The organism is Nocardioides pyridinolyticus (genome assembly GCF_054653575.1).
The window spans coordinates 153170-167395 of the sequence record NZ_BAAIFY010000004.1 but is presented as its reverse complement, the minus strand read 5'-3'; the positions used below and the strand labels follow the sequence as shown (position 1 = coordinate 167395).

Genomic DNA, 14226 nt, shown 5'->3' with positions numbered 1-14226 from the left:
CTGCGCGGGTTGGCGTGGACTGGAGAGGTGAAGCCGATCCCGCCCGAGCTGTTGCGCGGCCCGTTCACGCGGGCGCGTGCGCTGGAGCTCGGGGTGACGTCACGGATGCTCGAGGGCAGTCGCTTCGTGCGGGTCTTCCCGCGCGTCCACCGGTACGTCGCGCACGTGATGACCCGCGACGACTGGGTGACCGCCGCTGGCTCGTCGCTGCCCGACGATGCCCACCTCACGGGCCTCTCGCGACTCCAGCGACTCGGACTGGACCTCGGTCCCCGGTGGCCGATCCGCTTCGTGGTCGGCTCCGACCTGCACCTCGTGCTGCCCGGGATCTTCCTGCACCGCACGAAGCAGCTGGCCCCGGTCGACGCGACCGGCGTCGTACCGGCGGGCGCCTTCATCGCCTACTGCGCGCGGGCGCGGGTGATCGACGCGATCAAGGTCGGCGACTGGTTGCTGCAGGGAGGCCACCTGACCGTCGGCGCGGTCGAGGCCCTGGCGTTGTCGGCGACCTGGCGGGACGGCGCTCACGAGGCCTTGTGGGTGCTCGACCACCTGGACCCTCGGTCCCGGTCGCTCAAGGAGAGCGAGACCCGAGCGATCCTCTCGTTCGCCGGCCTCCCCCGCCCTGAGGTGAACGTCGCAGTTGACGTCGAGGAGAACGTCGAGGTGATCGGGGACCTCGTCTACCGCGCGCACGGCGGACTGGTCGTCGAGTACGAGGGCGCACAGCATCAGGAGGAGCGGACCGTCTACGTCGCGGACCTCGACCGATACGGACTGATGCGAGCGGCGGGCGTCCCGTACGTCCAGGTGACCAAGGAGAAGCTCCACCGTCCGAAGACACTGGTGGGCGAGGTGTACCGCGCGCTCCTCGCCCAGGGCTACCGCGGCCCGGTCCCACACTTCGGCGAGCACTGGCGAACCCTCTTCCTCCCGATCTCCACGGCCGTCGGTCCTCGGCGGAGCCGGCTCAGCGGGCGAGCGGTGGGTTAGCCACCTTCCTCGTGGCGCAGACGGTGGCTAGGTCACCGCCCGCGCAGGTCGACTCGCCCCGGCGGTGGGCTAGCCACCGTTCTGCCGGCACAAACGGTGGCCAAGTCACCGCCAGCCCACGCCGGCCCGCGTCACAGCACGCGCCGCAGGAACTGCCGGGTCCGCTCCTCACGGGGGGCGGTGAAGATCTCCGACGGCGGGCCCTGCTCGAGGATCCGGCCCTCGTGGAGGAAGCACACCGAGGTGGCGACGTCGCGAGCGAAGGCCATCTCGTGGGTGGCGATGACCATCGTGGTGCCGGCCTCGGCCTCGGCCCGCACGATCGACAGCACCTCCCCGACCAGCTCGGGGTCGAGGGCGGCGGTGATCTCGTCGAGGAGCAGCAGGGTCGGCGAGGTGCACAGCGCGCGGACCAGGGCGGCGCGCTGCTGCTGGCCACCGGACAGCCGGTCGGGGTGCTTGTGGGCGTGCTCGGCCAGCCCGAACCGCTCGAGCAGGTCGAGCGCGCGGGACTCGGCCGCGGCGCGGGAGACGCCGTGGACGCGGCGCGGCGCGAGCGTGCAGTTGTCGACGACCGTCATGTGCGGGAACAGGTTGTAGGCCTGGAAGACCATGCCCATCCGGGCCCGCACCTTGCGCGCGTCGACCCTCGGGTCGGAGATCTCGCGGCCCTCGAACTCGATCACGCCGTCGTCGATGTCCTCGAGCAGGTTCAGGCAGCGCAGCAGCGTGGACTTGCCCGAGCCGGACGAGCCGATCAGGCAGACCACGTCGTGCGGCTCGACGGACAGCGAGACGTCGTCGAGGACCACGCGGTCGCCGTACGACTTCCGGAGACCGGACACGGACAGGAGGCTCACCGGGCACCCGCCAGCTCACGTCGCCGCATCCGCGCGGTCAGCCAGTCGCACAGCCGGGCCAGCGGCACGGTCATCAGGATGAAGAAGCAGGCGACGACGACCAGCGGCGTGTAGTTGAAGTTGAAGTTGCCGTAGTCGCGCGCGACGAACACGGCCTCGAAGACGGCGGCCGCCGACGCGAGCGCGGTGTCCTTCTGGAGCGAGACGAAGTCGTTGAGCAGCGGCGGTACGACGCGGCGTACCCCCTGCGGGACCACGACGTGCCGCAGGGTCTGGCCGCGGGACAGGCCGAGGGCCTGCGCGCTCGCCCACTGTGACGGGTGGACGGACTCGATGCCCGAGCGGAACACCTCGGCGACGTACGCGCTGTAGGAGACGATCAAGGCCACCGTCGCCCAGAAGAACGTGCTGCTGGGCAGCCCCTGGAGCCGCAGCGCCGGCATGCCGAACGCGAGCAGGTAGACCAGCAGGATCGTCGGGATGCCGCGGACGACGTCGGTGTAGACGACCGCCGTGATCCGCAGCGGCGCGAGCCACGGCGAGCGGCTGACCCGGGCCAGCGCGATCAGCATCGCGAAGACCAGGATGAAGACCTCGGCGATGAGGAACATCTTCACGTTCAGCCAGAGCGCGTCCCAGATGCCCGGGAGCGCCTCACGCGCGTCGTCCCAGCTGAAGAAGAGCGCCTTGACGCTCGGCCAGCCCGGCGAGCCGGTGAGGACCAGCGCGCCGGTCACGAAGACGGCGACGGTCATCGCCGTCGCGATCAGCGCCGACCGCGTCTGCTCCCGCTTCCGGACCCGCCGGCGGTCGAGCTCGTGCTGGCTCGGTGACCAGTCGCTCACTGGAGCTCGGGCACGTCCACGACGTCGGAGAGCCACTGCTGCTCGATCTCGTCGAGCGTGCCGTCCTCGCGCAGCGCCGCGAGCGCCTGGTTCACGCACGGCACGAGCTCGCTGCCCTTCTCGAACAGCATGCCGAACTCCTCCTGCTCGCCGGTCTCCGGCTGGAACTGCCCGACCAGCACGCTCTTCGGGATCTCGACCGCGGAGATGTAGAAGGCCGTCGGCAGGTCCGCGAGGATCGCGTCGACCTGGTCGTTCTGGAGCGCCTGCTTGGCGACGTTGGTGTCCTCGAACACGACGGCGTCGGTGTCGGGCTGGATCACGTCGCGGATCGCGGTGAGCGAGGTGGTGCCGGTCTGGGCGCCCAGGCGCAGGCCCTGGAGGTCCTCGAGGCTGGTGGCCTCGGCACCGTCGGTGCCCTCGAGCGCGATCACCGCCTGCGACGCCTGGTAGTAGCCGTCGGAGAAGTCGACCGCCTCGGCACGCTTGGGGTTGATCGAGATCTGGTTGATGTCGAAGTCGAAGTTCTTCGGGCCCGGCGCGTACGACGAGTTGAACGGCACCTTGACCCACTCGACCTGGTCGGCGGAGAAGCCGAGCTGCTCGGCGACCGCGTAGGCGACGGCGGACTCGTAGCCCTTCCCGTTGGTCGGGTCGTTGTCGACGAACCAGGGCTCGTACGCCGGCGAGTCGGTGCCGACGGTCAGCTGACCGGCCGTGCGCAGCGGGAGCGTGTCCGTGGCGCAGGCGTCGGCGGACTCGGAGCCGGTGGGCGTGAGGTCATCCGCGGACGAGGACGAGTCCTCCTCCGGAGCACAGGCCGAGACGGCGAGGATCACGGGGACGACGGCCGCAGCCGCCAGGGTTCGACGCAGGCGCATGAAGGACAGGCTAGGGCCCACCGGCGGCGGCGTACCGTCGTTCCATGAGGAGAGCGGTGGTGGGCTCCATCACGGCGGGCGTGCTCCTGACCGCCGGCTGCTCCGACGCCCCGGTCGTCGACTCCAAGCAGCCGACGCCGACGACGTCCGCCCCGATGCCCACGTCCCCCTCGATGCCCACGTCCGCGGCGCCCACGATCGTCCCGAAGACCTTCGAGGCCGAGCGGGCGATGGCGACGGTGCGGCTGCTCGCCGGTCGCGGACCGCGCCTGGCCACCGAGCCGGAGTACGCCGCCGCCGCGGACCTCCTCCAGCCACGCCTCGAGAGCGCGGGGTACGACGTGCGCCGGCAGCGCTTCCGGGTGCCGGCCGGCGACTCGTGGGGCGTGCCGGCCGCGGCGGGCATGTCGTTCAACGTGGTCGCCGAGCCACCCGCCTTCGACCCCGAGCGACCCCACACGGTGGTCGGGGCGCACCTCGACACGATCGCGGTCTCCCCCGGCGCGGAGGACAACGCGTCCGGCGTCGCGGTGGTGATGGAGCTCGCGCGGGTGCTGGCGGGCGAGCCGCAGGTGGTGCTGGTGCTGTTCGGCGGCGAGGAGCCGCGCGGGGCCGGCGACCTCCACCACTTCGGGTCGAAGCGGTACGTCGAGGACGCGGGCGACGTGACCGCGATGGTCTCCCTCGACCGGGTGGGCGTCGGCACGCGCGTGCCGATCGGCTTCTTCCCCGGCACCGACCTGGGGCCGGCCGAGGACCTCGCGGCGGCCGCGAAGCGGGCGAAGGTGCCCGTGGTCGTCGCGGCCAACACGACCAGCGACCACGAGTCGTTCGCGGTCGCGGGGGTGCCCGCGGCCCGGCTGGGCAGCACCGACTACGACGAGTACCACTCCGCCGACGACCTGCCGCGGGTCGTCGACCCCGCTCAGCTCGGGCGCGTCGGGCGGGTGCTCATGGCCTGGCTCCGGGCGAGCTGAACTCCCGGAACCCGGCCAGCACCCGCTCCGCCTCGCTCACCGGCACGACCCGCGGCGCGTGGTCGCTTCCCATCCGATAGGGCACGAGCTCGGCCGACACCAGCCGGTCGTCCCAGAAGGTCGCCTCCAGCGCGAGCCCCTCGTTCGTCTCCGGGGTGGTCATGTCGAAGACGAAGTTCCCGAGCGAGTGGACGACCAGGGCGTCACCGATCAGCGACGCGCCCTGCACCCAGTGCGGGTGCCCGCCGACGACGAGGTCCGCGCCCGCGTCCACCAGCGCGCGGGCGACCCGCCGCTGCTCGGGCACGGGCTCGTAGGTGTACTGGTCGCCCCAGTGCGGCAGCACCACGACGACGTCGACCCGCCGGTCGAGGCGGCGCACGTCGCCGAGCACCCGGTCGAGCTCGCCGGCGTCGAGCGGTCCCGTCCGCGGCGGCATGCTCACCGACAGCGCACCCGGCTGCCCCGGGCCGGCCTCGTGCGTCTCACCGATCGCGTTGAACCCGGTGAAGCCGAAGCTGATCCCGTTGCGGCGTACGACGGCCGGCTCGCGCGCCACCCGCAGGTCCGGTCCCGCGCCGAACGTCGCGAACCCGGCCTCGCGCAGCAGCGACACCGTCGAGACGAGCGAGGCGTCGCCGTAGTCGCCGGTGTGGTTGTTGGCCAGGCTCAGCACGTCGAACCCCGCCTGCCGCAGGTCGCCGCGCACCGACGGTGGCGCGTGGAAGTGGTCGCCGGTGTCCTGGTCGGGGCTCGGCGGGCCGAGCGTGGCCAGGGTGCTCTCGAGGTTGCCGACGGTGATGTCGGCGGCCGCGAGTCGCTCGGCCATCGGCGCGAGCGCCGGCTGCCCGGTCACGCGGCGGCCGAGCATGATGTCGCCGACGATCGTCAGCGTGGTGACCTCACCCGCCGGCTCGCCGAGGTCCAGCGGGTCCGGGTCGGTGTTCGCGTCGACGACCGGGCGCCGGGGAGCCGGGTCGATCGTGTCCGCAGGCTCGATCGGAGCCGGTGTCGTCGAGCGGGGCGCCGCGGGTGTCGGTGGAGGGTCCGGCTCCGACGTGCAGGCGGTGAGCAGCCCGGCGACGACCACACCGGCCAGGCCGAGCACCCACTTCATCCCGTCACGGTAGCCGGGCGGGGTTGAATGGGCCGGTGATCCGCGACCTCACCGACGGCCAGGCCCGCGCCGCCTTCCCGCTCAAGTGGGACGTCGAGCCGGGCGTGATCCCGGCCTGGGTGGCCGAGATGGACTTCCGGCTCGCCGAGCCGATCGAGGAGGCGCTGGTCCGCAGCGTCCGGACCGGCGCGGTCGGCTATCCGCCGTACGGCGACGGCGGGCTGGGTACGGCGTTCTCCGGGTTCGCCGCGCGGCACTGGTCGTGGGACGTGCCGGCCGACGCGGTCGTCCCGGCCGGCTCGGTGATGGCCGGGATGCGGATCGCCCTCGAGGCGCTCTGTCCGCCGGGCCCGGTCGTGGTGCCGCTGCCCTGCTACCCGCCGTTCCGCGACGTGGTGGCCGTGACCGGCCGGGAGCTCGTCCCGGTGGCGCTCGACCCGGACGCGGCCGAGGCGACCCTCGACCTCGACGCGGTCGAGCGGGCCTTCGCAGCCGGCGCCCGCACCCTCCTGCTGTGCAACCCGCACAACCCGCTCGGCCGGGCCTGGACGCGCGACGAGCTGGCCGCGCTCGCCGAGGTGGCGCGCCGCCACGGCGTGCGCGTGGTCGCCGACGAGATCCACGGGCCGCTCACGCTGCCGGGCGCCACCTTCACGCCGTACCTCACGGTCGACGAGCGCGCGGTGCTGGTCACCAGCGCGTCGAAGTCGTTCAACATGCCCGGCACCCACAACGCTCACCTGGTGCTGCTCGACGAGGCCGACCGCGCGACCGCGCGGGCCCTTCCCATCCCGACGCAGAACGCGTGGTCGTCGCTCGGCATCGTCGCCGGCACCACGGCCTGGCGCGAGGGCGACGCCTGGCTGGCCGCGCTCGTCGATCGGCTCGACGGCAACCGCACGCTGCTCACCGAGCGGCTGGCCGAGCGGCTCCCGCAGGCGCGGATGCGGCCGCTCGAGGCGACCTACCTGGCCTGGCTCGACCTGCGGGCCTACCGCGTCGACCCGGCGGCGGCCGCGCTGCGGCACGGCCTGCGGCTCAGCCCCGGGTCGGACTACCAGCCCGGGCTCGACGGCCACGCCCGCCTCAACCTGGCCACCAGCCCGGAGCGGGTCGACCGCATGGTTCACCGGCTGGCCACCGCGCTGACGTCGCCCGACTCCTAGACTCGCGGGCGTGAAGGTCACGGTCATCGGTTGCGGCTACCTCGGCGCGACCCACGCAGCCAGCATGGCGGAGCTCGGGTACGACGTCCTCGGCGTCGAGATCGACCCGCAGAAGCGGGAGTCGCTGGCGGCGGGCAAGGTCCCGTTCTACGAGCCGGGGCTCGAGGACCTGCTCGCCAAGCACGTGGCCTCCGGCAAGCTGCGCTTCACCGACTCCTTCGCCGAGGCGGGCGCGTTCGGCGACCTCCACTTCGTCTGCGTCGGCACCCCGCAGCGCAGCGACGGGCTCGGCGCCGACGTGTCGTACGTCGACAGCGCGGTCGAGTCGCTGGCGCCGTACCTCTCCGAGACGGCGCTGGTCGTCGGCAAGTCCACCGTCCCGGTCGGCACGGCCGAGCGGCTGTCCGGGCTGCTGACCAATGGCGCCGAGCTGGCGTGGAACCCGGAGTTCCTGCGCGAGGGCTTCGCGGTCGAGGACACCCTCGAGCCGGACCGGCTGGTCTTCGGCGTCGCGTCGGAGCGTGCCGAGCGGGTGCTGCGGGAGTTCTACGTGCCGATCGTCGCGGCCGGCACGCCGGTCGTCGTCACCGACTTCGCCACGGCCGAGCTGGTGAAGGTGTCCGCGAACGCCTTCCTGGCCACGAAGATCTCCTTCATCAACGCGGTCGCCGAGGTGTGCGAGGCCGCCGGCGGCGACGTCGTCGACCTGGCCGACGCGATCGGCCACGACGACCGGATCGGGCGGAAGTTCCTCAACGCCGGCGTCGGCTTCGGCGGCGGCTGCCTGCCCAAGGACATCCGGGCCTTCCTGTCGCGGGCGGGCGAGCTGGGCGTCGAGGACACCATGTCGTTCCTGCGCCAGGTCGACGACATCAACCTGCGCCAGCGCAACCGGGTCGTGCAGATCGCGACCGCGATGCTCGGCGGCAGCGTCTCCCGCACCCGCATCGGCGTGTGGGGCGCGGCGTTCAAGCCGCACAGCGACGACGTGCGCGACTCTCCCGCCCTCGCCATCGCCGGCCAGCTCCACCTGCGCGGCGCCCGGGTCTCGGTCTACGACCCGAAGGCCAACGAGACCGCCCGCGCGATGTTCCCGACGCTCGACTACGCCGAGTCGGCGCTCGCCGCCGCCCGCGACGCCGACCTGATCCTGCACCTGACGGAGTGGCCGGAGTTCCGCGAGATCTCCCTCGACGAGCTGGGCGAGGTTGTGCGCCGCAAGCAGGTCATCGACGGCCGCAACCGCCTCGACCTCGACACCTGGCGCGCCGCCGGCTGGACGGTCCGCGCGCTCGGCCGCCGCTAGCCGCCGAGTCGGCGCTGTTTCAGCTGAAACAGCGCCGACTCGGCGTTTCAGAGCTCGAGGAGGCGCGGGGGCGTGAGGCCGTCCCAGCGCTGCTGGACGCGGGAGGGGTCGAGCAGGTACTCCAGGTCGACCTGCCAGGTGTGGCCGGACTCGTTGCGGCGCAGGAGGTAGCCGAAGCCGTGGGTGCGGTAGATCGCCCCGCCGGCGGCGGTGATCGCGGTGAGCAGCTGACGGTCGACGTACTTGCGCACGCTGCGGAAGCCGCCGACCTCGCGGAGCACGTCGCGGTCGACGAGCATGGTCCCGCCGGCGACGACGTTGGCGTAGAGCTCGGTGGGGTGGCCACGCTTGACGGTCACGTCGACCGGGGCGAGGTAGTGGAACTCGGGGGGCATCCCGGTCAGCTGGGCCCCGCTGTAGGCGCGGGCGCGGAGCAGGTCGGCGACGGCGTCGGGGGCGTACCAGTCGTCGTCGTCCATCTTCAGCAGTACGTCGCCGTCGGCGGCCGTCGCCGCCTGCTGCAGTACGTCGCCGAACAGCATGTCCTCGGGCGCCGGGACCACCTTCACCGGCAGGCCGGTGGCGTTGCGCACCGCCAGCGGGTCGACGTCGAAGCCGTGCGGCGCGAGGACCAGCTCCAGCTGCGAGACCCCGCGCTGCCGCGCGACCTGGGCGATCGCGAAGTCGAGCTGCTCGGGCCGGCGGGTGGCCAGCAGCACCGACACCGGCCGCTGCCAGCCGACCGAGCCGTGGGCGTCGATGGCCGCCCGGCGCAGCTCGATGCTGTGCTCCTCACGCGCGATCGGGTCGTCGAGGTCGACCTCGGCGAAGCCCTCGCCGACGAGCGGGACGCCGGCCATCGCCAGCCCCGCCACGGTCTCCGGGTCGGCGCCGGCCGGCACCCGCACCCCCTGGGCGTCCCGCAGCGAGGTGACCATCGCCGCGGAGGCCGGGCCCGGCGGCAGGTCGACGACACCCCGGTCCCAGGCGGGCCGGAAGCCGATCGGGTTCAGCACCCGCAGATCGAGTCCGGGCCGGGTGGCGACGACCGACGGCCACACCGCCTGCCGGCCGACCTCGGCGACGACCTCGGCCACCGGCGCCGGTCGCGCGAACCGCGCGACGAGGACCCAGCCGTCGCCGTCGCGGCGCGAGCGGACCGCGGTCAGCCGCGGCCACTCGGGGCGCGGCACGAGCGAGAGCGCGCCGGGGGCGGCGTCGAGGTGGATCGCGATCGCGGGCGCCCGCTCGTCCGCCGTGCCGGCGTACGCCCGGAGGTCGACGAGGTCGGCGAACCGCAGCTCACGCAAGGCGCGGCCTCCTGACGAGCGGCCGTGCGGCGGCGGGCAGCCAGGTGTGCAGGACGTGGTCGACCACATGGACGTCGGCCGGCGCCTCGATCCGGTGCAGCTCCTCGACCTCGTCGCCGCGCCCGCCGACCAGGGCCTGGTAGACCTCCCACTCGCGCTGCTTGCGCGGCGAGCGGTGCGCGTCCTCGAACGACGACGAGCTCCAGTGCGCGAACTCGTCGAGGTCGAGCCACTTCAGCTCGACGCACATGCCGTCGGGCATCACGATCCGCTCGGAGCCGGCGGGGAACTCGCGCACCTCCCACTCGAAGCCCTTCACGTAGGTGTACTCCGGGCCCATCGGGTAGATCCACGGCTCGAGGTAGCGCGTGCGCAGGTCGATCCACGCCACCGACTCGCTCTCGACGGTCACCGGGTGCCGCGGCACCAGCACCACCGCGCCGGTCCGCTCGAGCTGCCACGCCAGGTCGCGCAGCGCGAGCACGCCCTCCGGCGTGAGCACCATGTCGCCGTCCCACTTCATCGAGTACGCCGTCCGCACGTGCGCGAACGACCAGTTGTAGAAGTGGGTCAGCGAGTGCACGGAGTCCGGAGGCGTCGCGAGGTGCTCGGCGCCGGCACGGCTGACCGTGAAGGGGTACGACGTCAGCGTGAACCGGTCCGCGGCACCCGCCCGGTCCACGACCCGCTGCGCGACCTCGGGCGTCCCGTCGTCGGAGCCGTTGTCGACCAGCACCACGTGCTGGACGGCCTCGAGCATCGGCGGCAGCACCCACGGCAGGTTGCGCGCCTCGTTCTTCACCCGGAAGACGCAGGTGAGCCCGGGCGCGAGCGGCTGTCCGGCCTCCCACGGCCAGACGACGTCGTGGCTCACGGCTGCTTCCGCCGGCGGTTGCGCACCGCGACCACCGACGACTGGCTGATGCTCTCGGCCTCCTCGTAGAGGTCGAGGTACGCCGCCCGCAGCTGGTCGAGCGCCGGGCGGTCGTCGTCCGCCAGCGCGCGCTGGGTGGCGGCGCCGAGGTCGCGCAGCCGCGCGGGCACCGACAGCTCGTCCCAGGTGGTCGTCACGATCGGCCGGTCGGCGCGCAGGAAGTCGTGCACCGCGCGCTGGTCCTGCGCGGTCGCCGACCGCACCGCGTCGAGGTCGAGCGAGGCGATCGGGACCGTCCAGTCGGCGCGCAGGGCGGCGTGGTCGACCAGGTGCCGCGGGGTGTCGCGGGTCGCGCGCTCGATGTGGAGCATCGCGTTCACCCGCGCGGCCGTGCGCTCGGTGTCGTCGCCCGGCTCGGGCTCCGCGCCGACCACGAGGACGGGCACCACGGTCGCGCCGCAGCGCAGCGCGGCCCACTGCCAGAGGCCGAGGAACCAGGCCAGGCCCGGGTCAGCGACCACGAGCTCGGGCGTCTCCTCGAGCTGCCGGCGCAGCCAGGTCTGGAGCCGCTCGCGCGGCCCGTCGAGGACGGCGACCTTGCCGGCCTCGAGCCACGCGGCCGGGCGGCCGTCGTGGAGGGCGACGTCGCTGCGGTCGAGCAGGTCGGCGTGCAGCCGCGTCACCCACTCCGGCTCGGGCGCGCGGATCCCCAGCGCCTGCAGGGCTCCGGCGACCGTGCCGCTCCCGGACCCGAGCACGAGGACGATCCGGCGCACCATGTCCGGCACCCTAGTCAGCCTTCCGGCGCAGCAGCGACCCGAGGCCGCGCCGCTTCGGTTCCGGAGGGGCCGCGGGCTTCGGCTGCTGCGGCGCCTCGACCTTGCCGCCCAGCGCCCGCCAGGACTCGGCCGGGTCCTGGGCCACGCCCGCGGTGCCGCGCAGCCGGGGCCGCTTGATCGTCGCGCTCGGCTCGAACCCCGCGTCGCCGCCCTCGACCCACCACGAGCCGAAGAGCTCGTCGACCACGTCGTCGAGGTCCTCGCCCGGCTCGGCGACCTTGCGCGCCCGGGCGTACGCCGCAGTGCGCTCGACCCGCGCGGACGACCCGTCCGGCATCATCACCTGTCGCAGCCCGTGGTGGGTGCGCTCCAGGTGCAGCACCAGCGTCCCCAGGGTCTCGGGGGTCGGGGCCCAGGCGGCGCTGCCGAGCACCATCCGGAACTGCCCCGTGGGCGGCGGGAGCGACTCGGCGAGCGTCACGCGCGGCTCGCCGGCGTACGACGCCCGGAGCAGGCGCGCGGACTTCCGGGGGTCGTCGAGCGGGTGGATGCGCTCCTCGGAGATCCCCGACCAGTCGCCCAGCAGCGTCACCGCGAGGTCGGACAGCGACGACGCGAGCACCGAGTCGACCACGGCCTGCACGTCGCCGTGCGCCTCGCCGCGGGTGTCGAGCACGACCTCGAGGTAGGGCGTGCTGTAGAGCCGCCCGCGCCGCCGTTGCGGCTGGAGGTCGGGCACGCGGTCGGTGAGGAACGGCTGGTTGTAGTCGTTGACCTCGTCCTGCCGCTGCTGCTGGTGGGTGCGGCCGAGGTGCCAGGAGCGGGCCTCGCGGTCGGCGACGAAGACGGCACCGACCTGCGCGAGCCGGTAGCCGAGGTCGATGTCCTCGCCCAGCCGGAGCGTGGTGTCCATGCCGCCGCTCTCGTCGTAGAGCGTCCGGCGCAGCGAGGCGGTCGCGCCGACGTGGGTGCGCAGCGCGCGCGGACCGGCGGCACGCAGGTCCTCGGTCTTGTCCCAGACGTCCTCGACCCAGTGTCGCTCGCTCTCGACGTCCGCGAACACCTCGTGCAGCCGCCCGCGGGCGTCGGGGGCCCGGGCCAGCAGGGGCTGCGGGTCGACGAACCACTTGTGCCCGAGCACCACCGCGTGGTCGACCAGGTGGTGCCAGCGCAGCTGCGCCTCGACCTCCTCGGGCTCGACCAGCATGTCGGCGTCGAGCCAGTGGATCACCTGGCCCTCGGACGCGAGAACCCCGGTGTGGCAGGCGTTCGCGCGGCCCCAGCCCTCCTCGACACGGACGATCCGCGTGTGCTCGGGCCGGATCTCCGGCAGCTCCAGCGGCTCGCGCGGGTCGTCGTCGGCGACGACCACCTCGAGCAGGTACGCCGGGTACGTCTGGGACGCCAGCCCGGCGAGCACGTAGGGCAGCAGCCGCTGGGCGCCGTACGCCGGGATCACGACCGACACCGACAGCGACGGCTCCCAGGAGCCGAGGGCCGGGGCGTCCAGCGAGCCCCAGTCGTTGCGCTTCACGCGAGGCTGGGTCATGGGATCTCCCCCCTGATCTCTAGGAGCTCGCTGGGACGGAAGCCGCGCCACTGGGCGGCGAGGCTCTGGCGGGTGAGGAAGTAGCCCAGGCCGCTGTCCCAGGTGTGGCCGCCGGCGGTGCGGCGCAGGACGTAGCCGAGGCCCTGGGTGCGGTAGACCCGGCCGCCGGCCGCGCGCACGTCCTCGAGCAGCCGCGCGTCGACGTGCCGCGGCACCGACCGGAAGCCGCCGACCGCCCGCAGCAGCGCCCGGTCGATGCTCATCGTGCCGCCTGCGACGACGGCACCGAAGTTCTCGCTCGGGCCGCGGCGCCGCACCGTCGTGCGGATCGGCTCGAGGTAGACCAGCTCGGCGGGCATCCCGACGAGCTCGGCGCCGGAGTAGTGCCGGGCCAGCAGCAGGTCCGCGATCACGTCGGGGCCGTACCAGTCGTCGTCGTCCATCTTCACCACGACGTCGCCCGCGGCCGCATCGGTCGCCGCGCGCAGCACGTCGCCGAAGACCGTGTCCCGGTGCTGCGGCAGCACGGTCAGGGGCACGCCGCCGAGGTGCTCGCGCACGACCGCCGGGTCCGCCTCGAACCCGTGCGTCGCCAGCACCAGCTCCAGCTCGACCCCGCGCTGCCGGGCCACCTGCGCGAGCGCGAAGGGCAGCTGCTCGGGCCGTCGGGTCGCGAGCAGCACGCTCACCGAGGGGTACGCCGCCGTCCGGATGCCCGCGGCCGCGCCGGTGCGCTGGCGCCAGCCGAGGGAGGAGTGCTCGCGCAGGGCCGCCCGGCGGAGGCGGACGGAGTGCTCCTCGCGGCGCATGGGGTCGTCCAGATCCACCTCGGCGAACCCCTCACCGACCAGCGGCACGCCGGCCATCGCCAGCCCCGCGACCATCCGCGGGTCCGCGCCGGGACCCACGAGCACCGCCTGGGCGTCGCGGAGCCCGGCGACGAGGGCCGGTGTCGGCTCGCCGTCCGGGAGCGGGACCGGGCCGCGGTCCCAGTCGCGACGGAAGCCGACCGGGTTGAGCAGCGCCTCGTCGAGCGGGCCGAGCCCGGGGTCGACCACCGCCGGGGCGCGGCCGAGGACCTCGGACTCCTCGCCCCGGCCGATCGACGCCGGGACCTCGTCGGAGACCACGCTCGGGTCCATGGGACGCGGGATGCCCTCGACGACCAGCCCGTGGTGGCCGGAGACGACCGGCGTGCCGGTGTGCCGGGCCAGCTCGGCGAGCACCGCGGCTGCGGGTGCGGGCCGGCGGAAGGTCATCCGGGTGAGGGCTCCGCCGTCCGGGGTCTCGGCGTCGAGGCGCGCCAGCGGCGGCCACTCGGGACGCTGCACGGTCGTGACCGGGCCGTCGGCCTGCGCGAGGTGGCAGGCGACGTGCTTCGCCCGGCCCACGTCGGGCAGGTCGGAGACGGCCAGGCGGAGGGCGGTGGCGTCGGCGACGGCCAGCAGGACCGTGGCCCACCTGCGGTCGGGGACCTCCGCACCGGGTGCGGCGTACGCGACGCCCTCCGGCAGCGGGCCCGGGTCGGCGCCCAGCACGAGGGCCGGCGTCGCGAGGTCCCCGAGCACC

13 protein-coding genes are annotated in these 14226 nt (G+C 73.9%); 4 read left to right on the top strand and 9 right to left on the bottom strand.

Going from position 1 to position 14226, the window contains the following annotated elements:
- Window positions 1–27 precede the first annotated feature (27 nt).
- Window positions 28–993, top strand: coding sequence for a hypothetical protein (locus ACYQ0U_RS05580; RefSeq protein ID WP_459970300.1), 966 nt, complete (start codon window positions 28–30; stop codon window positions 991–993).
- A gap of 131 nt (window positions 994–1124) precedes the next feature.
- Here the strand turns inward: ACYQ0U_RS05580 and ACYQ0U_RS05575 are convergent, their stop codons facing one another.
- Genes ACYQ0U_RS05575 through ACYQ0U_RS05565 form a run of 3 tightly spaced genes read right to left on the bottom strand, consistent with a single transcriptional unit; the run spans window position 1125 to window position 3579 of the window.
- Entirely contained in the window at window positions 1125–1838 is a 714-nt protein-coding gene (locus tag ACYQ0U_RS05575) for an amino acid ABC transporter ATP-binding protein (protein ID WP_459970298.1), read from the bottom strand.
- An 11-nt stretch (window positions 1839–1849) separates the two neighbouring features.
- The gene (locus tag ACYQ0U_RS05570) at window positions 1850–2698 is read right to left on the bottom strand and encodes an amino acid ABC transporter permease (protein WP_459970296.1); all 849 of its coding nucleotides are present in this window, start codon (window positions 2696–2698) and stop codon (window positions 1850–1852) included.
- Window positions 2695–3579, bottom strand: coding sequence for an ABC transporter substrate-binding protein (locus ACYQ0U_RS05565; RefSeq protein ID WP_459970294.1), 885 nt, complete (start codon window positions 3577–3579; stop codon window positions 2695–2697). The genes ACYQ0U_RS05570 and ACYQ0U_RS05565 overlap by 4 nt, the downstream gene beginning before the upstream one ends.
- Before the next feature lie 44 nt (window positions 3580–3623).
- Here ACYQ0U_RS05565 and ACYQ0U_RS05560 point away from each other — a divergent pair, with 44 nt between their 5' ends.
- A complete protein-coding gene (locus ACYQ0U_RS05560) occupies window positions 3624–4556 on the top strand; it encodes a M28 family metallopeptidase (protein WP_459970291.1) in 933 nt (310 codons plus the stop codon).
- On the opposite strand, the gene ACYQ0U_RS05555 is transcribed toward ACYQ0U_RS05560, so the two are convergent.
- Window positions 4531–5673 (bottom strand): CapA family protein, encoded by a 1143-nt coding sequence (locus ACYQ0U_RS05555; protein ID WP_459970289.1) that lies wholly within the window; start codon window positions 5671–5673, stop codon window positions 4531–4533. The two genes, ACYQ0U_RS05560 and ACYQ0U_RS05555, sit on opposite strands and share 26 nt — an antisense overlap.
- A gap of 35 nt (window positions 5674–5708) precedes the next feature.
- Here ACYQ0U_RS05555 and ACYQ0U_RS05550 point away from each other — a divergent pair, with 35 nt between their 5' ends.
- Together ACYQ0U_RS05550 and ACYQ0U_RS05545 are read left to right on the top strand one after the other, a co-directional pair.
- Window positions 5709–6839 (top strand): MalY/PatB family protein, encoded by a 1131-nt coding sequence (locus tag ACYQ0U_RS05550; protein ID WP_459970287.1) that lies wholly within the window; start codon window positions 5709–5711, stop codon window positions 6837–6839.
- Window positions 6840–6849: 10 nt separating this feature from the next.
- Entirely contained in the window at window positions 6850–8145 is a 1296-nt protein-coding gene (locus ACYQ0U_RS05545) for a UDP-glucose dehydrogenase family protein (protein ID WP_459970286.1), read from the top strand.
- Window positions 8146–8192: 47 nt separating this feature from the next.
- On the opposite strand, the gene ACYQ0U_RS05540 is transcribed toward ACYQ0U_RS05545, so the two are convergent.
- Genes ACYQ0U_RS05540 through ACYQ0U_RS05520 form a run of 5 tightly spaced genes read right to left on the bottom strand, consistent with a single transcriptional unit; the run spans window position 8193 to window position 14225 of the window.
- Window positions 8193–9455, bottom strand: a complete 1263-nt coding sequence (locus ACYQ0U_RS05540; protein WP_459970284.1) for a glycosyltransferase family 2 protein — start codon at window positions 9453–9455, stop codon at window positions 8193–8195.
- Window positions 9448–10329 (bottom strand): hypothetical protein, encoded by an 882-nt coding sequence (locus tag ACYQ0U_RS05535; protein WP_459970283.1) that lies wholly within the window; start codon window positions 10327–10329, stop codon window positions 9448–9450. The genes ACYQ0U_RS05540 and ACYQ0U_RS05535 overlap by 8 nt, the downstream gene beginning before the upstream one ends.
- Window positions 10326–11108: a sulfotransferase family protein gene (locus tag ACYQ0U_RS05530; protein WP_459970281.1), complete on the bottom strand. Its 783-nt coding sequence runs from the start codon at window positions 11106–11108 to the stop codon at window positions 10326–10328. Before ACYQ0U_RS05530 ends, ACYQ0U_RS05535 begins: the two co-directional genes overlap by 4 nt.
- A gap of 10 nt (window positions 11109–11118) precedes the next feature.
- Window positions 11119–12657, bottom strand: coding sequence for a glycosyltransferase family 2 protein (locus ACYQ0U_RS05525; protein WP_459970280.1), 1539 nt, complete (start codon window positions 12655–12657; stop codon window positions 11119–11121).
- The gene (locus ACYQ0U_RS05520; protein WP_459970279.1) at window positions 12654–14225 is read right to left on the bottom strand and encodes a glycosyltransferase family 2 protein; all 1572 of its coding nucleotides are present in this window, start codon (window positions 14223–14225) and stop codon (window positions 12654–12656) included. Before ACYQ0U_RS05520 ends, ACYQ0U_RS05525 begins: the two co-directional genes overlap by 4 nt.
- Window position 14226: the final 1 nt, after the last annotated feature.